Origin of the sequence: Arthrobacter sp. TWP1-1, assembly GCF_049897845.1 — a bacterium.
GTDB lineage: Bacteria > Actinomycetota > Actinomycetes > Actinomycetales > Micrococcaceae > Specibacter.
This window is the reverse complement of sequence record NZ_JAFCXC010000002.1, coordinates 275,737-293,053: the sequence shown is the minus strand read 5'-3', so window position 1 is coordinate 293,053 and position 17,317 is coordinate 275,737. Positions and strand designations below refer to the sequence as shown.

Genomic DNA, 17,317 nt, shown 5'->3' with positions numbered 1-17,317 from the left:
ATACTGGTGTTTCGGCCTTCGCCGCCAACCGCCGTGAGTGACTCGCCATAACTTGGCACCAGCGGTTGCAGCACGAGGCCTTCCACTTCACTTTCACCACGGAAAGGCACCAATTGTTGCGTGTCCTGACGATCATTCCCACGTACAACGAGATCGAATCGCTGCCCAAGACCCTGGCGCGGCTGCGTGCGGCCGTGCCACACAGCGATGTTCTAGTTGCCGACGACAATAGCCCGGACGGTACCGGGCAGTGGGCCGATGAGTTTGCAGCCAACGATCCTCAGGTTCATGTCCTGCACAGGGCCGGAAAAGTAGGGCTCGGAGCAGCGTATCTGGCCGGATTCGCCTGGGGCCTGGATGCCGGTTATGACGTGCTGGTCGAGATGGACGCAGACGGTTCACATCAGCCTGAGCAGCTTCCCTTGCTCCTAGACGCCATCGACCAAGGTGCAGACCTTGTTCTGGGTTCTCGCTGGGTTCCGGGTGGAAAAGTTGTCAACTGGCCGCTCCACCGTAAGCTGATCTCCACTTGCGGCAGCCTCTACTCACGGGTGTTGTTGGGTATTCCTGTTCGCGACGTGACGGGCGGCTACCGCGCCTTCCGCCGCACCACACTCGAAGCTCTCGATTTCACGTCGGTTGAGTCGGTTGGCTACGGCTTCCAGGTGGACATGCTGTGGCGCGTATGGCAGATGGGCGCCAAGGTAGTTGAGGTGCCCATTACGTTCGTTGAACGTGAATTTGGTGCATCCAAGATGAGCGGCAACATTGTTCAGGAAGCCATGCTCAACGTCACCAAATGGGGACTGACTTCGCGCTGGAACAAATTGACCGGCCGCAACAAGTAGCTTTTCGACGGCCGCCCGGGTGACGGGCGGCCCGGGCAGCAAAAAAATGGTGGGCACCCCGTAACGGGGTGCCCACCATTTTTGGATAACGCTGGCTTTAGACCTTTTCGCCGCGGCGTTCGCGCAGGATGGTCAGGCGGTCGGCCAGAATGGTTTCCAGCTCCGGGAGGGACCGGCGCTCAAGGAGCATGTCCCAGTGGGTGCGGACCGGCTTGTCGTTGGAGGTGTCAGGAGCCTCGCCGTTGACCAGCAGGGCCTCCTTGCCTGTCTTGGACATCCAAGTGGCCGGGATATCAGCTTCAGACGAGAAAGTGACAAAGACCTGCTCGCCGTCGGCGCAACGGTACTCCACGCTCTGGCGGGGGGCCGGCTCGACACCGGATTCGGTCTCCATGCTCTGTGCGCCCAAGCGCATGCCACGTAGGCTGCGATCGCTCATGACTTCTCCCTCAAGTTATTCCCTTACTTCACGACATCCATGAAGCAAGCGTGTATGCCCAGGATCTCAGCGGCTGGCGCTGGTGTCCGAAGGTTTTTCGACATTAGTTTCAACGCATCACGGCCTGCAATTGTTCCTGCACGGGCCGGATGCGAAAAGTGTGGCCGGGCAAAACGCCGCGCGGCCAAGCACCCATTATACGTGCTTGGCCGCGCACTACGCTGCCTTGGCTTTGGAACTGGGTTTCTGACTAAACTTCTGAAGCCTTGGTGAGGTCGACGGCGTCGTCCGATTCAGGGGAGCTGGTCCCCAAAACGTTGCCGATTCCCTTCAAGGCTTCACCAATTTCGCTGGGAATGATCCACAGCTTGTTGGAGGTGCCTGAAGCGATCTTTGGCAGGGTCTGCAGGTACTGGTAAGCCAGTAGTTTCTGCGTGGGGTTGCCCTTGTGGATGGCACTGAAGACCTTCTGGATTGCCTGTGATTCACCGTCGGCTCGCAGAATCGCAGCCTTGGCGTCACCTTCGGCCTTGAGGATGGACGACTGGCGCTCACCCTCGGCGGTCAGAATGGCGGACTGTTTGGTGCCCTCAGCCGTGAGGATGGCGGCACGTCGGTCACGCTCTGCACGCATCTGCTTTTCCATGGAATCCTGGATTGACAGAGGCGGGTCAATGGCCTTGAGCTCAACGCGGCTGACGCGAATGCCCCAGCGTCCTGTTGCCTCATCCAATACACCGCGAAGCTGACCATTGATCTGGTCACGCGAGGTCAGTGCCTCTTCAAGGTTCAGGCCACCCACGACGTTACGCAACGTGGTGGTGGTCAGCTGCTCGACGGCCTGAATGTAGTTGGCGATTTCATACGTCGCCGCACGGGGATCGGTCACCTGGAAGTAGACAACCGTGTCGATGGAGACAACAAGGTTGTCCTCCGTGATGACCGGCTGCGGCGGGAAGGAGACAACCTGCTCGCGCAAATCCAAGAGCGGCAGGAGACGGTCCACGAATGGAATAAGGACCGTCAGGCCAGGGTTCAAGGTGCGCTGGTACTTACCCAGCCGTTCCACAACACCCGCGCGGGCCTGCGGAATGATGCGCACCGATCGGACAAGAACAATCACTACGAATATCAGTAGGACTAGTACTACAAATAGCCAAACAACTGTGCCGGCTCCGTCTCCCATGAAATCCCCTCTTTTCTGTGTAAAGAATCAGTGCACCGCTGCGATGAAAGACGCACAAGCTCATGGGCGCGTCTTGGCAGGGTGCCTAAGCTGTTGTTGTGGCCGTTCCTGAGGACTTGTGTGCCGACGGATACGTGACGATGGCAGTCGCGCCGTCGATGGCTTCAACCTCAACGGCCGCGCCTACGGGAATCTCGCTTCCACCAGTGATGCGTGCGGTCCAGATATCGCCGCCGATCTTCACGAGTCCTCCGCCGGATCCTACGGTCTCAAGAACAACGGCCTTGTGGCCTATCAGGCGGTCCACATTGGAGAGCTGGTCCGCCGGTCCCCGATGTAGGTGGGCCAACGCCAAGGGCCTGATCAGGACGGTGGTGGCCAGGGCGACAACGCAGAAAATGACGATCTGCAGCCACAGCTCAGCGTTGAAAAGGAAGGCCACGAGGGCAGCAAGTGCACCCACCGACATTAAGATGAAGTAGAGGTTCAACGTCAACATTTCGGCGACGGCCAACAGGAGAAATACAGTCAGCCAGATGATCCAGCCGAAATCGTTAATCCATTCAAGCATTGCGTCCTCCTTTGAGGCTCAATTCCGTAGTTCTGAGCCTACTACGCTGGGCGGGAAAAATCCGGTTAGATGACAGCCTGAAGAGGCATTCTCAGCGGATCGGAACCGACCTCTCGGCCAATGCGTCCAAGAATCTGTATGCCGTCGTGCAATTGCCCCTCGCTGTAGCTGAAGGGTAGGCGCAAATACCGTTCAAAGGCGCCATCAATGCCAAATCTTGGGCCGGGCACAAGTCCCATTCCCTCGGCCCTGGCAGCGAGAGCCAGCGCCGAACTAGAGACCGTTTCGGTGTTGATCCACAGGCACATTCCACCGTCAGGGATTTGGACCGGCCACTGGGGTACATGCTCACGCAGAAGCTGGACGGCCGTGTCCCGGCCGCGACGCAGGTCAAGGCTGCGACTGGCGACCATGGATGGCATGTCCTGAATCAGTTTCGTCGCCACCAGCTGTTCCACCATGGGCGTGCCAAGGTCGACGGCGGGTCGGTTGCGCAGGAGCTGGGCAAGAATTTCGCGGGATCCGCGAATCCAGCCCACACGCAGTCCTCCCCATGCAATCTTGCCCAGCGATCCCAAGCTAAGGATGTTGGGGGAGAAGACGGCCATGGGCGGCATGGGTCCACGGTCAATATCCAGAAGGGCAGTGGTTTCATCCACCACTAGCACGGTGCCTTCCCTGGCTGCGGCCGCTGCGAGATATTCGCGTTCGTGGATTGACATGCTCATGCCGGTTGGATTGTGGAAGTCAGGCATCAGGTAGGCCAAAGTGGGTGCTGCCCGGCGGATCTGTAGCAATGCCTCCTGCAGATCCCATCCACCATCCTGCCGGACAGGAAAAGCTATGACGCGCGCACCTACCGAAGCGAAAGTATCCAAGGCATGTGGATACGTGGGCTGTTCAACGAGGATGCGTTCCCCGGGGGAGTACAGAGTCCGGGTGATGAGGTTCAGGGCATGTTGGGCACCGATGGTCACCATGATCTGATCAGGCGAGGTTGGTAGACCCCTATCCCGGTAGTTTTGCGCGATGGCCTCACGCAGGTCTGGCAAGCCAACCAAGTCGAAACCATCATGGGACAAATACGTTGGCAATTCCTCCACGACGGCCGCATAAGCAGCCTGAATTCCCGGATACGCGGGAGAGGTGGCCTTGGTGAAGTCAAGGGCCAAACCGTGGTGCAGGGCATGCTCGCCGCGTTCGCGTCCTGGAAGCTGCAAGGTACTGCCTGACCCTCGCACGCTTTCAAGAAAGCCGTCGTCACGAAGCTTTGAATAGGCGGCAGCCACGGTGGTCCGGCTCAAGTCCAGGGCCTGACTGAGTTCCCGCTCGGCAGGAAGTCGAGCGCCGCTGGCGAGACGGCCATCCATCAGTAGGACCCGAATGCGCTCCGCCAGTGCCCTATAGGCGGGGGCGCCGCTGCGCCATTCGCCCAGTTCACGCGCGAGTCGTCGACCGGTGACAAAAGAGTTCATGAATCCACATTAGTTGAATTGGACCTTTTGTATAAGTCCAGTTTCCCTAGACTTGAAGCATGCAGCTCTTCTTTACAACCCAAAACCTCACGGTCCGCGTGATTCGGCTTCTCCTGGGTCTGGCCCTCTACGGCGTGTCTATCGCGCTGATGATTCGCGGCAACATCGGCGCCTCACCCTGGGATGTTTTCTCGCAGGGTCTCTCGCGAACCACGGGTATCTCGTTCGGGTTGTGCACCATCATCATTAGCGGCGTGGTGCTGCTGTTCTGGATCCCGCTTAAGCAGATGCCAGGGGTTGGCACGGTTGCCAATGCGATTCTGGTTGGCCTTTTTGCCGACCTTGGATTGGCCTTTATTCCACAGGCCAATCATCTGGTTCTCCAGATAGCAGTTTTTGCTGCGGGGCTGTTCCTGTTGGCCTTTGCCACGGCTCTGTACATTGGCGCCGGGATGGGCCCTGGTCCGCGAGACGGTTTGATGACAGGCCTTGTCCGGGTCAGCGGAAAGCCCGTCTGGCTCATTCGTACGGGAATTGAGCTCAGTGTTGTGGTGGTTGGCTTCTTCCTCGGCGGCGTGGTGGGCGCTGGAACGGCCGCTTTTGCGTTAGGTGTGGGCCCACTAACTCAATTGACGTTGCGCTGGCTGCGCGTGGACCTCCACGCCAAGCGGGGCAAGACTTCGATGGTCGATGTATCCGTACCGCTGGAGCCTGTCACGAAGGACTAGCCGCGAGCCCCGGAGCTCACCTCGCGGAGCTGCCCGGGGCTAAACTCGCGGAGTAAAAACGGAGATCCTGAAAGCCGCCGTAGCCCTTGTTTTCTCGGGTAGGTGGGCAAGCCGGTGACTCAGCTCGATCGCATCCATGTGGTGTCCGGCCGGTCCCATAAGGGCAACATTGCCGACGTCGGCGGGCGAGAGTTCCATGGGAACCAGCAATTCCTGGCTGTCCACCAGTTCGAAGTCCGCGGCCATGGACTGGACAAGTGCGGTTTCCTTGTCCTCTTGAATCCCCAGCATCCCGGCCTCCTTCGCAATCTCGGCGAGGTGCTGGGGGAGGGGAGTTACCACCACCAACCTTCCGCCCGGCTTGAGGATGCGGGCGAACTCGCTAGCGTTGCGTGGAGCAAAGATGACAAGTACGACGTCGGCCGTGTCGGCGCCCAGCGGCAGGTCCCGCCACAGATCCCAGACAATGTTCACGGCGAGGGGATTGCGCCGGGCAGCGCGGCGGAGGGCAAACTTGGAAATGTCCAGTCCAACCGCGGCACTACTGCCCGAGGCCGTAGCGGCCAATACCTGTTGCAAATACCAGCCCGTTCCAGTGCCGGCGTCCACGATCAGGGCGGGGACGCTCCCGTTTGTTGCCAGATGGGCAGCGACCTTTTCCGCGAGTGCGTCACCGAGACCTTGGTAATGGCCCGCGTCAAGGAAAGCGTCGCGGGCTTCCACCATGGCGGCCGTGTCAGGGACAAACTTCGTACCGTGCCCGGTCAATAGGTTGAGATAGCCCTGCCGGGCAATGTCAAAGCTGTGGCCGTCGGCGCAAACCAGGGCGTTGTCCCCGGGCGCAGGGTTGTTGAAGCTGAGCCCGCAATGAGGGCACAACAGGGCATTGACGGCAGCGATTTCCATGGTTTCAATCTTAGGTCGCAACGGAACGGCTGTTTGCCCACTCGGCAGTGACACGGTTCGCACCGCTGGAGCTGAAAGAGCCTATAAGTTGAAGAGCCTAGAAGTTCAGGCCGGCCTTGGCGGCTACGACGTCAGGGTTGGCCCAGAACTCACTGTAGGTGGCATTGCTTGCCAACGAACGGGTGTGCGCCTTGTCAATATAGAGGGTTCCCGAGAGATGGTCGGTCTCATGCTGGACGATTCTTGCCTGCCACCCCGTGAACCGGGCGGTGCGCGCGGAGCCGTTTTCGTCGTCGTACGCTAAATCGACCGTGGCAGGCCGGTCAACGACAGCCTGCCACCCAGACATGGACAGGCAGCCCTCGTAATGGGAGGCCAGATCATGGCCCACCGGAATGTAGCGGGGGTTGATGATGGTGAAGAGTTCGAGGGGTTGGCGCTGTCTGGCGGCCGCATTGTCCGCCGAAACTTCGTACTGATCTTCAAGGACGGCCAACTGAAGAGGAATCCCTATTTGGGGCGCTGCGAGACCAACGCCGGGGGCCGCCCGCATGGTCTCGGTCATGATGCTGATGAGCGCCGAGAGCTCCGGGCCGGTGAGCTGTCCCCTGAAAGGCAGCGCCTGGGCTCGCAACACCGGATGTCCCGCCTGCACGATCGCGGGGAGCGTCCCGGTTTCGAGGATGGCCGTGACGGACTGTTTGAGGTAGTCGTCGTCAATGAGGGGAGTCAAGAGCACGTGGATCCTTCCGAATTGTTTGGTTGTATCTTCTATTGTGCCAAGTATTGGCACGGAACCAGCCAAATGGCGGCTCTACCAACGGCGGCGGTCTTTATGACGTCGCCCATTGCCCGCGAATCCAGCGCCCAGGATCGGAAAATTGCTGACCGTGCATAATGGTCGAATGACTTCTGTGATTAAAACCGAACGCCTGTCCTTGCGTCCCTGGGAAGATTCTGACGTCGATTTTGTCTATGACCTGTACTCCCGGTGGGTGGTGCAGCGCTTCATCGGTACCGAACCTGCCGTCATGGAGAGCCGCTCTGAAGCTGAAGCGCGGGTTCGACGATTCCAGGACCTGGATCACCCCGTTCACGGAATCTGGGCCGTGACCCGCAAGGAAGACGGCCTGCCCGTGGGGACGCTATTGCTTAAGCCAATTCCGGCATCGGGTGAAGAGCCCCTCCAGCCCTCCGACGACGTGGAGATCGGGTGGCATTTCCATCCCGATCATTGGGGCAATGGCTTCGCGGCCGAGGCTGCCACAGCCGTCCTTGAACACGCCTTTGCCTCGGGCCTGAACCACGTTGTGGCCGTAACCAACCCCGCCAATGAGGCATCCCAGAGTGTGTGCCGCCGTATCGGCATGGAGCACCAGGGCCAATCCAAGAAGTACTACAACGCCAAGTGCGAGTTGTTTCTTATAAAGAACCCGGCAAGGGAGTCCTAAACCGGGCGTTTCTCGCGCTAAGTCTCTTCAGGAGGATCCATGGATGGTCCCATGCCAGGCGGCAACATGAACGCCGTGGAACGTGACGCCGATACAGTATTGCGGAATGCAGGCCCGTGGACACCGACGGTTCACCGATACCTGCTTTATTTGGATCGGGCCGGTATTGACTGGATTCCGAAACCGATGGCGATCGAGGGGGACCGTGAGCGCCTGAGCTTTGTTGAGGGGGAGGTGCCGCTCTATCCACTGCCGGATTGGGTGTGGAACGAACCGGTACTTATTGATGGTGCGCGGCGGTTACGTCAGCTTCACGACGCAAGTGCCGGCTTCGGGATGGATGGCGCCCTCTGGCAATCGCCGTCGAAAATTCCTGCCGAAGTCATTTGCCACAATGACTTCGCGCCTCACAACCTAGCTTTCGAGGGCGGGCGAATGATTGGCGCCATCGACTTCGACATGTGCTCACCCGGGCCACGCCTCTGGGACATTGCATATTTCGCGACTCGTGTCGTACCTCTGACCAGGGATGCTCCGCCCGGCGCGCCGGGCATGGAACGGGCCAGAGCACGCGTGCAGATCATTCTTGACGCATACGGCTCAAAGGACGGCTGGGATGATGTGCTTCGGGTTGCCGTGATCCGGCTGTGGGATCTGGCGGCCCTATCCCGCGCGAAGGCCGTGGAGCTCGACAACCCCGGGTTGAACGACGACGCTCAAATGTACATGCGCGATGCAGAGTACTTGGCTTCGTTGCAATCGAGCGACGTTGACCATGGCTGACCTCGGCGCACGCTCAACGGCGGAGATTCGGCCGGCGACCGCGGACGATATCCCGCAGATTCTGGCACTCAGCGTGGTGGCTGGCTGGCCAGCCACCACGGGGGAGTCGATGGCCCTCGCTATCGAAGATGTGGACAGGCTGATACTTGTGGCGATCGCCGGTGGCACAGTTGTTGGGTGGGCAAAGACCCACTACTGGGACCAGCCGGACGGGCAAACACCCGCAGGCCACTATTTGGGTGGCATCACGGTCGCTCCCATCTGGCGGAGGCGAGGCGTTGGGACTGGACTGACCCAGGCCCGGCTCGACTGGATCTGGGCGCGGGACAATTTCGCGTGGTACGTGGTCAATGCCGGCAACGGGCCCTCGATCCGATTGCATCAGCAGTGGGGATTCGTAGAAATGGCACAGGGATCCCAGTTCCATGGGACGACTTTTACAGGTGGGCGGGGACTTCTCATGCGAGCAGGAAGCAAGAGGATAACCGCTGGGGGAGCGGAAGAGTGAACCCCGTTTCGTGCCACGAAGGTAGCAGCCCACCCAGCTAGAGTTGACCCTACCGACCGGTATGACTGCCCTGGCCACACAGGTGATGCCGCCCCACAGAATTGAGAGACGATGACCTCGGACACCGGAACGCACATTGCTGCGCCGCACGCTGCTGACCGCCACGACCTGATCCGGGTCCAGGGTGCGCGCGTCAACAACCTTAAAGACATCAGCGTTGACATTCCCAAGCGCCGTTTAACGGTCTTCACAGGGGTTTCCGGTTCCGGCAAAAGCTCCTTGGTATTTGGCACCATTGCCGCCGAATCTCAGCGCATGATTAACGAAACCTACAGCGCCTTCGTGCAAGGCTTCATGCCAACCCTGGCCCGCCCCGACGTCGACGTTCTCGAGGGGCTCACGACTGCAATCCTGGTGGATCAGGAGCGGATGGGCGCCAATCCTCGTTCAACAGTTGGTACGGTAACCGATGCCAACGCCATGTTGCGTATCGTCTTCAGTCGCCTCGCGCAGCCGCACATTGGATCACCCCAGGCCTATTCCTTCAACGTGGCATCAATCTCCGGTGCCGGCGCTGTCACCATCGAGAAGGCGGGGGAGAAGATCAAGGAGCGTCGCAGCTTCTCCATCACGGGTGGCATGTGCCCCCGCTGCGAGGGCATGGGCAAGGTCAACGACTTCAATTTGGAGGCCCTGTTCGACGCCGGGAAGTCACTTTCCGAAGGTGCCATCACCGTCCCGGGCTACAGCATGGACGGCTGGTACGGGCGGATCTTCGCCGGCTCGGGATTCTTCGACATGGACAAGAAGCTTGGCAAGTTCACCAAAAAGGAATTGCACGACCTCCTCTATAAGGAAGCAACCAAGATCAAGGTCGAGGGCATCAACCTGACCTACGAGGGCGTCATCGTCAAAATGCAAAAGTCGATCCTCGCCAAGGACGTCGACTCCTTGCAACCGCACATCCGTGCCTTCGTGGAGCGCGCCGTCGTCTTCACCACCTGCCCGGACTGCCTTGGTACCCGTCTGGCTGAGCATGCACGCAACTCCAAGATCAACGGGGTGAGCATCGCCGATGCCTGCGCCCTGCAGATCAGCGACCTCGCCAGCTGGGTCCGTTCCCTCAGTGAGCCGTCGGTGGGACCGCTGCTGGATGCGTTGGGAGAAACCCTTGATTCATTCGTTGAGATTGGGCTCGGATACCTTTCCCTGGACCGCCCCTCCGGCACGCTGTCAGGCGGTGAGGCGCAGCGGACCAAGATGATCCGCCACCTTGGATCGTCGCTGACAGACATCACCTACGTGTTCGATGAGCCAACCATTGGCCTGCACCCGCACGATATTGCGCGCATGAACAAGCTCCTCTTGCAGTTGCGCGACAAGGGCAACACGGTCTTGGTTGTTGAACATAAGCCGGAGGCTATTGCCATCGCCGATCACGTGATCGATTTGGGCCCGCGGGCGGGATCGCTGGGCGGCCAGGTTGTGTTCGAGGGCACCGTTGAGGGTCTGCGGGCCAGTGATACGATCACGGGCCGCCACCTGGATGACCGTATTTCCCTCAAGACTTCGCCACGGAAAGGTTCCGGTGCCCTTGAGGTGCGCGGTGCCAAGGAAAACAACCTCAAGGACGTTGACGTCGACATTCCGCTAGGCGTGCTGACTGTCATTACCGGCGTTGCAGGTTCGGGCAAGAGTTCACTCATCCACGGCTCAGTGTCCGGGCGCGAGGGAGTGGTGACGGTTGATCAGGGTGCCATCCGGGGTTCGCGGCGGAGCAATCCGGCAACGTACACGGGGCTTCTGGAGCCCATCCGCAAGGCGTTCGCCAAGGCCAATGGTGTGAAGCCGGCCTTGTTCAGCGCCAACTCCGAGGGTGCTTGCCCCACGTGTAATGGCGCCGGTGTGATCTACACGGATCTGGGCATGATGGCTGGGGTCTCCACCGTCTGCGAGGAATGCGAGGGCCGGCGTTTCCAGGCTGCCGTCCTCGAGTACCACCTTGGCGGAAAGAACATTAGTGAGGTCCTGACCATGTCGGTGGACCACGCCGAGGAGTTCTTCCGCGAAGGTGAGGCCAAACTTCCCGCAGCGCATAAGATCCTAAGCCGCCTGTCCGACGTCGGACTTGGTTACCTGACGCTGGGCCAGCCACTGACAACCCTTTCCGGTGGTGAGCGTCAGCGCATCAAACTGGCCACGCACCTGGGGGAGAAGGGCGGGACGTATGTCCTCGACGAGCCCACCACTGGCCTGCACCTGGCCGACGTCGAGAAGCTCCTTGGCCTGTTGGACCGGTTGGTGGAGTCCGGCAAATCTGTGATCGTGATTGAACACCATCAGGCCGTCATGGCTCATGCCGACTGGCTCATCGACATTGGTCCCGGCGCCGGGCACGACGGCGGAAACATCGTTTTCGAAGGAACGCCGGCGGAGCTTGTGGCCGGCAAGGCGACGCTGACGGGCGAGCACTTGGCTGCTTATGTAGGCGCCTAGACGTGTCGGTCGCAATGTTCGAACACGAATTCGAGCATTGCGACAGTCATGTGAGGCTTTGTTGAGAGCCTGGTTGAAAGTCTTGTTGAAACGTCGGTTTAGCTCGACGTCAACGTTGGTTCGGGTTCCGCTGGCGTTGCCGCGGTGTGGCGCCTGTTGGATGCGGCATGGTTGGCTAACGCCAGTCATGGCGCGCACTTGGACCAGCTTGGCGCATTGAGATACGCGTCAAGTAGGGAACTTTTCGTCTACAGGAAACGGTGGAAAGTCCCCCATTTAGATAACTATCAAATGCGCCGATAATCTACATTATGTCAAGTAACTTGTTTCTGGCGGTGCTAGATCCAGCCCTGGGGTACAAAGTATGCCGTTTGGCTTGGTGTGAACGCCACTGGCCAATCAGCCTCGACCGGGACCCTAGAGTTGTTGGCGTCGAGTTGTTGTCGTCGCCTCTCAACCATTCCGACTCGATCCTAAAGTCAACGGAACAACTTACTCTCACGTTCCGGCTTGCTCCGTGAAGGCCGCGGAGGGTTTATGCAAGGTGATCGATGTCCGCAGCGACGGGCACATGTATAAGCATCACCAGGAAGTATTCTCCGTCGCGGGCAGGTTCTGCCAGACAGTTACTCCACACAGCTACTTGGGTTGGCCAGAGAGTTGGGGCACTCCCCCGCCACGCTGCCGCCAATCTGCTCTGGCTGGCGCGTGACAAGCATCCTGGAGGCCCAAATTCAGCAGATGCCCGCAACATCAGAGACATCCTGCACGAGGATTCGCTTGATCTTCGAAGCACCACGCAATGACACCGCCCCGGGCTAATGCAGCACCGGCGACGTCATCGACGTCGCCGGGAGCGTCCCTGTCATTGGCATCTAACGACCGGGTCGCGGCTTCGGCCCCCATGAGGGGTAGTTCACGTGCTGGTCCCCGCCGACGACAACAGTGACCTTGCCCTTGGTCGAGATGGTGCACAGTCGATCGAGGTCTACACGGGTGTCGTTGCATCCGACCAGCAGTTTGCGTCCGTCGGGCGACCAGACAGGCTTGAAGAAGCGCAAGTACTCCGTTGGTTCATAGAGGACGCGCAGCCCCTGTCCCGACGGTCTAACCGACAGAACCGCACCTGAATCGGGTGCCGTCGGGTGTTCCGGCCCGATGTTGAAGATGATCGAACGCCCGTCTGGTGACCAATCCGGGTGCTCGAGAGCAGGACGAGGGGGCACGACTTCTCTCATTCCCGTGCCATCGGTATTGATGACGTGAATGGATTCCATGGATCCGTCAGGTGTGTCCTCGCCGATGCGCCCGAATGCAATCGTTTTCCCGTCAGGTGAGAAGACCGGTTCGACGTCGATCGCCCCATCAGTGAGCTGACGAGGATTGGAACCATCTGAGCGCATCACCCAGATGCCGACAGTGAATGGATCATCACCGAAGGCGAAAGCGTTGTATGTAATCCATTTCCCATCGGGTGACCACTTGGGAATTTCTTGCACTCCCACGGCGGTCGTGAGGTTGCGACGGTTCTTACCGTCAGGGTCGATGGTGGCGATGTGGACGCCGGTCTCATCGGAGAAGTCGAACGCGATCCGCTTGCCGTCAGGTGACCAGTCCGAGAAGTTTGCCGGCCCAGATGTGATGCGTTTTTGGCCCGTACCGTCCGATCTCGCCACCCACAGACTAAAATTATTGAGCACTGGGTCACGGCGGCCGAAAGCGATGGACCCGTTATGAGACTGCTGGTCGACATCGTCGTGAGAAGTAGCCGCGGGTACCAGCCAGCCCAGACTGAGTGCAGCGGTAAGCAGAGCAATCGATGCCAGCTTCCAGGATGCAAAGATCGACGCACGATTTCGGGACATGGCGGAACTCCTTTGAGGCGCCATCGCCTGAGTGGCACCAGGACCGGTTGACGGTTGCCTGATAGGCAACGTAGGCAACCTAGGGCTTATTTTTCTCCGCTGCCACCGAGCCTGTCAAGGATGACTACCAATGCACCTTTAGGCAATCGACGTTGCCGATTCCGGACCGTTTTGGGGACGAATTGCCGATGTCTTCCACGCCAATCCCCAATGCCAATGACGGTATCCAGAGATGCTCTCTCCAGAAACATTCGGTCAGCTCGAATCGTCAGTCCTAGAACGGTGTCGAGTTCAGGGCCTAGCAATGCTCTGAGACTGGCTGCCGTCGTGATGGCAGTGCCGTTTTGGCGGCCACTCCCCTATCCCGATGCGCCATTAGGATTGGAGTTCTGATATCTATGGGACGGACTAGGCATGAGCACGTCAACGCGCGAGCCGACCGAGACGCGATTAGATTACCGTGCGTTCACCAGCGCTGACATCGCGGCCGTTCACGAGTATGCCTCTGACCCGGTAGTCACTCGGTGGTCAACGTGGGGACCAAATACCTTGGAACAGACGGCCGCCTTTGTGGAATCAGCGGCAATCGCCCATCGCGCCCAGAACCATGCAGCCTATTCGCTCGCCGCAGTTCTGAGCGGCCACGTCATTGGATCCGTAGCCGTTTGGACTACGGATTTTTCAGATCACAATGGCGAGCTTGGCTACACCTTTCATCGTGCTCATTGGGGCAAGGGCTACGCCACCGAAGCGGTGTGCGAGTTATTGCGACTCGGATTCGGACCACTCGAACTTTGGCGCATTAGTGCCACCTGCCATCCGGACAACGTGGGCTCCATAAGGGTGCTCGAAAAGAGCGGGTTTACCTTCGAAGGTCGCCTTCGCTCCCACCGGGCGGTCAATGGAACCCGCCGTGACTCCATGCTCTATTCGATTCTGCGCGAGGACTACACCCAAGCGTGAAATGTCAGGGGTACCAGCTAGACTCGCCACCATGACAAACTCAGCAATCACCCTTGGCGCCATCAATATGGAAGCCGCCGATCCACTTGGCCTGGCGGACTTTTGGGCAGCCGTCACCGGTTCTGCGCAGTCCGTCAATGGCGATAGCGTCTATCTGGCCCCGAGCGGTCCCGCTGGATTTGGGATGTTCTTCCAGCGCGGATCCGTTCCTCGTGGTGAGCACCAAGCAGCTCACTTGGACCTGACTGTTCCCTGGGGATCACGCCAGAACGAAGTTGAACGAATCATGGGTCTCGGTGCGATTTTCAAGTGGGATGTCTTGGAGGAATTCGCGCACGTGCAGTGGACAACGTTGGCGGATCCCGAAGGAAACCTATTCTGCATCGCGGAGCATCCCCCAGCATAGGGGTGAGAGTAAGGGGCTACCTATGGCAATGGCTACATCAAACAGACTGCTTTGGGCTGCGGCGCACGTAGAACGTGCGGCCCTGGCTGACGACCTTGAGCTCATCGGAGATGCCCAATGGTCTAGTCCTTCATTGTGCGGGCAATGGGATGTTGAAGAGGTCCTTGCGCACCTCACGGCCGCTGCAAGCGTTGGCCGTTTTCGCTGGTTGGTCAGCGTTTTTGGCGCCAAGTTCAATTTTGATCTGCACAATGATCGACGCCTCGCGGAACACCTTGGCTCCACGCCCGCGGACACTCTCAGGCGCTTTCGAGCTGTTACGACAAGTACAACTTCGACCTTTGGCCCCACCGCGGCCTGGCTGGGTGAAGTTGTTGTACATAGCGAGGACATCCGGCGCCCACTGGGGATTGACAGAGTCATCCCAATGGAAATCGTCACAACAGTCGCTAACTTTTACGCCAAGACGAGTTTTACGGTCGACAGTAAAGCGAATATTGCAGGACTTCGACTGGAAGCAACGGATGGTCCCTTTGCGGCCGGTTCTGGTCCGCTCGTAACGGGAACAACCATCGCATTGACAATGGCCATGGCTGGTCGCGGCGTCTATTGTCATGAGCTCTCGGGGCCGGGAGCCCCGATTCTAGAAAGCCGGTGTTTAGCATCGCGTGCTGGCGAGACCATATGAATCTCGTCGCCGAGTGAGCTGCGTCTACACTTCAATCGTTCAAGGACTGCAACCTATAAACGGTGATCCCGGTGCCATTGTGCAGCTGGGCCGTTTCGCCGAATTCAAACCGGCCGGTGACTGCGGGATCCGCTGAGGCAACGCCGACGTTTGCCGTGATGATAGTTGCAATGTAGGCGGCTAGTGCGGCCAGGGGCCAGAATTTGGCGCGCCGGCTGCGACGAATATGGGCCACAATTTCCCAATGTCCACACTGCTTTTGAACGCAAAACGCAAAACGAAAGACGCAGCACTCCGGCCAGCTGGTCGTCGATAATGACCAAGGTTCCGGCCCGCTCCCACGATTCCACGCGCGTTTCATTGGTGATCCGTCCGACTCGGCCCTTGAAGACCCGCTTGCGACCCTGGTCCGAAACGTAACCATCGGTCTGCTTGGTAGCTATGAAGGGGCTCAGAAGTCAGGCGAGGCTGACGGCCAGCAGCGTTGTCGCTGCAACGGCCGCGATTCCACGAATAAGGTTGGCTGTTGACCATGGGCCGTCAAAGCGCGTCCACGCCGCCTGGGAGTCAGTGCCGCCGGAACTCATGGCCGCGAGGGCGTTGTTCAATGGAACATTTCGCAGGACGGTAATTCCAAATGAGCTCAGTGCAAGCACTGCACCTGCAATTCTGGCTATGGACTGGACATTCAATGTGCCCGAAGCGAGTTCCATGATGGCCAGCGCCCCTGATGTCACCGCGCCACCAAAGAAGACAATCATGAACGGAGGTCTAATGGCACTGACGTTGATGCGTTGCATCGTGGCAATGGCGTCCTTCGCCGGATGGGTTCGCAGGGCCGGCATAACGATCGCCGAAAATGCGAGATAGACACCCCCGGCGAGCCCCGTACAGACGACGGATGCTGTGGTGATTGCGGCAATCGCTGTGTTTGTCATGCTTAAAGTGAACACCGAATACTCATAGATTTGAATATCCAAAAGGGCATATTGCATGCTCATTCGTCTAGGCTGAATGTATGGACCCACTCACCCACCTGCTGGATGGACCCCGAGCCCGCCGTGCTTTCACTCTCCGGGTTGTGATGTCCGGGAGCTGGTCAATCGATGTTCAGGATAAGGCTCCGCTAACCGTTGTCGCCATGATGACCGGTCACGCGTGGTTGACCGCAGACGGAGATAGCCACAGGCTGTCCCCCGGCGACGTGGTCTTGGTCCGAGGACCAAATCCCTACACCATCGGCGATGATCCCTTGAGTGCCACCGACGCGATCATTCATCCCGGCCAGATATGCACATCAGCCTCGGGACAGGACCTAATCCTGGAAATGAGCCATGGCATTCGCAGCTGGGGCAACGCGACCCAGGGCAAGAACACCATGCTCGTCGGCACGTACGAATCAGATACAGAGGTCACGGCCGCGGTGACCCAGGGGCTACCGCGCGTGGCGGTTGTTCCTGCCGGACACGTTTCGGTGGAGCTGGTGAAGCTACTGGAACGCGAGATCACCACCGATGCGCCAGGTCAGGGTAGCGCCGCAGACAGGTTGCTCGATGTCCTCCTGGTTCACACGGTCAGGGCCTGGGTGCAATTGCACCCCGACGCTGAACAGGGTTGGCTGGCCGGAAGCACAGACCCGGTTTCCGCCGGCGCACTCGAACTCTTTCATTCACGCCCGGAAAGTGGCTGGACGCTTGCCTCCGTGGCCCAGAGCCTCAACATTTCTCGCGCAACACTTGCCAGCAGATTCCGGTCCAGTGTTGGCGGGCCACCCATGAGCTACCTGACTAATTGGCGAATGTTGCTAGCCAGTGAGATGCTGGCGGACGCTCAGATGACTACCGCAAAGATTGCCAAGGCCGTTGGCTACGCTAGCCCGTTTGCCTTCAGCACGGCATTCAAGCGACGGTATGGCGTCAGCCCCACCGGCTACCGAACCCACAACTATCGTGCGAACTGACGTCCACATGACGGGCAAAATAGTCTCTACCCGTACGCCATTTG

The 17,317-nt window shown here is 59.2% G+C and carries 19 protein-coding genes; 10 read left to right on the top strand and 9 right to left on the bottom strand.

Features of this window, described 5'->3' with window-relative positions:
- Positions 1 to 116 precede the first annotated feature (116 nt).
- Positions 117 to 848, top strand: a complete 732-nt coding sequence (locus ACP7B9_RS04685; RefSeq protein ID WP_425861213.1) for a polyprenol monophosphomannose synthase — start codon at positions 117 to 119, stop codon at positions 846 to 848.
- A gap of 97 nt (positions 849 to 945) precedes the next feature.
- Here the strand turns inward: ACP7B9_RS04685 and ACP7B9_RS04680 are convergent, their stop codons facing one another.
- From ACP7B9_RS04680 to ACP7B9_RS04665, 4 genes are all read right to left on the bottom strand, one after another.
- The gene (locus ACP7B9_RS04680) at positions 946 to 1,287 is read right to left on the bottom strand and encodes an RNA polymerase-binding protein RbpA (protein WP_425861211.1); all 342 of its coding nucleotides are present in this window, start codon (positions 1,285 to 1,287) and stop codon (positions 946 to 948) included.
- 250 nt (positions 1,288 to 1,537) lie between these two features.
- A complete protein-coding gene (locus ACP7B9_RS04675) occupies positions 1,538 to 2,473 on the bottom strand; it encodes an SPFH domain-containing protein (RefSeq protein ID WP_425861210.1) in 936 nt (311 codons plus the stop codon).
- An 85-nt stretch (positions 2,474 to 2,558) separates the two neighbouring features.
- Complete coding sequence (locus ACP7B9_RS04670) at positions 2,559 to 3,044, bottom strand: NfeD family protein (protein ID WP_425861208.1); 486 nt, start codon at positions 3,042 to 3,044, stop codon at positions 2,559 to 2,561.
- A gap of 65 nt (positions 3,045 to 3,109) precedes the next feature.
- The gene (locus ACP7B9_RS04665; RefSeq protein ID WP_425861207.1) at positions 3,110 to 4,519 is read right to left on the bottom strand and encodes a PLP-dependent aminotransferase family protein; all 1,410 of its coding nucleotides are present in this window, start codon (positions 4,517 to 4,519) and stop codon (positions 3,110 to 3,112) included.
- Positions 4,520 to 4,578: 59 nt separating this feature from the next.
- On the opposite strand from ACP7B9_RS04665, the gene ACP7B9_RS04660 reads away from it, so the two are divergent.
- A complete protein-coding gene (locus ACP7B9_RS04660; RefSeq protein WP_425861205.1) occupies positions 4,579 to 5,247 on the top strand; it encodes a YczE/YyaS/YitT family protein in 669 nt (222 codons plus the stop codon).
- A gap of 39 nt (positions 5,248 to 5,286) precedes the next feature.
- On the opposite strand, the gene ACP7B9_RS04655 is transcribed toward ACP7B9_RS04660, so the two are convergent.
- On the bottom strand, positions 5,287 to 6,153 hold the full coding sequence (locus tag ACP7B9_RS04655) for a methyltransferase domain-containing protein (RefSeq protein ID WP_425861204.1): 867 nt from the start codon (positions 6,151 to 6,153) through the stop codon (positions 5,287 to 5,289).
- Between the two features lie 97 nt (positions 6,154 to 6,250).
- Positions 6,251 to 6,892, bottom strand: coding sequence for a peptide deformylase (locus tag ACP7B9_RS04650; RefSeq protein WP_425861202.1), 642 nt, complete (start codon positions 6,890 to 6,892; stop codon positions 6,251 to 6,253).
- Positions 6,893 to 7,058: 166 nt separating this feature from the next.
- On the opposite strand from ACP7B9_RS04650, the gene ACP7B9_RS04645 reads away from it, so the two are divergent.
- The 4 genes from ACP7B9_RS04645 to ACP7B9_RS04630 all read left to right on the top strand — a co-directional run bounded on the left by ACP7B9_RS04645 (position 7,059) and on the right by ACP7B9_RS04630 (position 11,391).
- On the top strand, positions 7,059 to 7,604 hold the full coding sequence (locus ACP7B9_RS04645; RefSeq protein WP_425861200.1) for a GNAT family N-acetyltransferase: 546 nt from the start codon (positions 7,059 to 7,061) through the stop codon (positions 7,602 to 7,604).
- A 39-nt stretch (positions 7,605 to 7,643) separates the two neighbouring features.
- Positions 7,644 to 8,387 carry a phosphotransferase gene (locus ACP7B9_RS04640; RefSeq protein WP_425861198.1) on the top strand — a complete coding sequence of 248 codons (744 nt, stop codon included), beginning with the start codon at positions 7,644 to 7,646 and terminating at the stop codon, positions 8,385 to 8,387.
- Positions 8,380 to 8,895 (top strand): GNAT family N-acetyltransferase, encoded by a 516-nt coding sequence (locus ACP7B9_RS04635; protein WP_425861196.1) that lies wholly within the window; start codon positions 8,380 to 8,382, stop codon positions 8,893 to 8,895. Before ACP7B9_RS04640 ends, ACP7B9_RS04635 begins: the two co-directional genes overlap by 8 nt.
- Positions 8,896 to 9,006: 111 nt before the next feature.
- Positions 9,007 to 11,391 carry an ATP-binding cassette domain-containing protein gene (locus ACP7B9_RS04630; RefSeq protein WP_425861194.1) on the top strand — a complete coding sequence of 795 codons (2,385 nt, stop codon included), beginning with the start codon at positions 9,007 to 9,009 and terminating at the stop codon, positions 11,389 to 11,391.
- An 875-nt stretch (positions 11,392 to 12,266) separates the two neighbouring features.
- Here the strand turns inward: ACP7B9_RS04630 and ACP7B9_RS04625 are convergent.
- Positions 12,267 to 13,256 carry a TolB family protein gene (locus tag ACP7B9_RS04625; RefSeq protein ID WP_425861192.1) on the bottom strand — a complete coding sequence of 330 codons (990 nt, stop codon included), beginning with the start codon at positions 13,254 to 13,256 and terminating at the stop codon, positions 12,267 to 12,269.
- Positions 13,257 to 13,670: 414 nt separating this feature from the next.
- Here ACP7B9_RS04625 and ACP7B9_RS04620 point away from each other — a divergent pair, with 414 nt between their 5' ends.
- Genes ACP7B9_RS04620 through ACP7B9_RS04610 form a run of 3 tightly spaced genes read left to right on the top strand, consistent with a single transcriptional unit; the run spans position 13,671 to position 15,313 of the window.
- Positions 13,671 to 14,219 (top strand): GNAT family N-acetyltransferase, encoded by a 549-nt coding sequence (locus tag ACP7B9_RS04620; protein WP_425861190.1) that lies wholly within the window; start codon positions 13,671 to 13,673, stop codon positions 14,217 to 14,219.
- Positions 14,220 to 14,250: 31 nt separating this feature from the next.
- Positions 14,251 to 14,625, top strand: coding sequence for a VOC family protein (locus ACP7B9_RS04615; protein WP_425861188.1), 375 nt, complete (start codon positions 14,251 to 14,253; stop codon positions 14,623 to 14,625).
- A gap of 28 nt (positions 14,626 to 14,653) precedes the next feature.
- Positions 14,654 to 15,313 carry a maleylpyruvate isomerase family mycothiol-dependent enzyme gene (locus tag ACP7B9_RS04610; RefSeq protein ID WP_425861187.1) on the top strand — a complete coding sequence of 220 codons (660 nt, stop codon included), beginning with the start codon at positions 14,654 to 14,656 and terminating at the stop codon, positions 15,311 to 15,313.
- Between the two features lie 31 nt (positions 15,314 to 15,344).
- Here ACP7B9_RS04610 and ACP7B9_RS04605 read toward each other — a convergent pair whose 3' ends face one another.
- Both ACP7B9_RS04605 and ACP7B9_RS04600 read right to left on the bottom strand, forming a co-directional pair.
- Positions 15,345 to 15,548, bottom strand: a complete 204-nt coding sequence (locus ACP7B9_RS04605) for a hypothetical protein (protein WP_425861185.1) — start codon at positions 15,546 to 15,548, stop codon at positions 15,345 to 15,347.
- A gap of 223 nt (positions 15,549 to 15,771) precedes the next feature.
- Positions 15,772 to 16,251 (bottom strand): DUF1772 domain-containing protein, encoded by a 480-nt coding sequence (locus tag ACP7B9_RS04600; protein ID WP_425861183.1) that lies wholly within the window; start codon positions 16,249 to 16,251, stop codon positions 15,772 to 15,774.
- Positions 16,252 to 16,331: 80 nt separating this feature from the next.
- Here ACP7B9_RS04600 and ACP7B9_RS04595 point away from each other — a divergent pair, with 80 nt between their 5' ends.
- Complete coding sequence (locus ACP7B9_RS04595; RefSeq protein WP_425861182.1) at positions 16,332 to 17,273, top strand: AraC family transcriptional regulator; 942 nt, start codon at positions 16,332 to 16,334, stop codon at positions 17,271 to 17,273.
- The last annotated feature ends 44 nt before the right edge of the window (positions 17,274 to 17,317 follow it).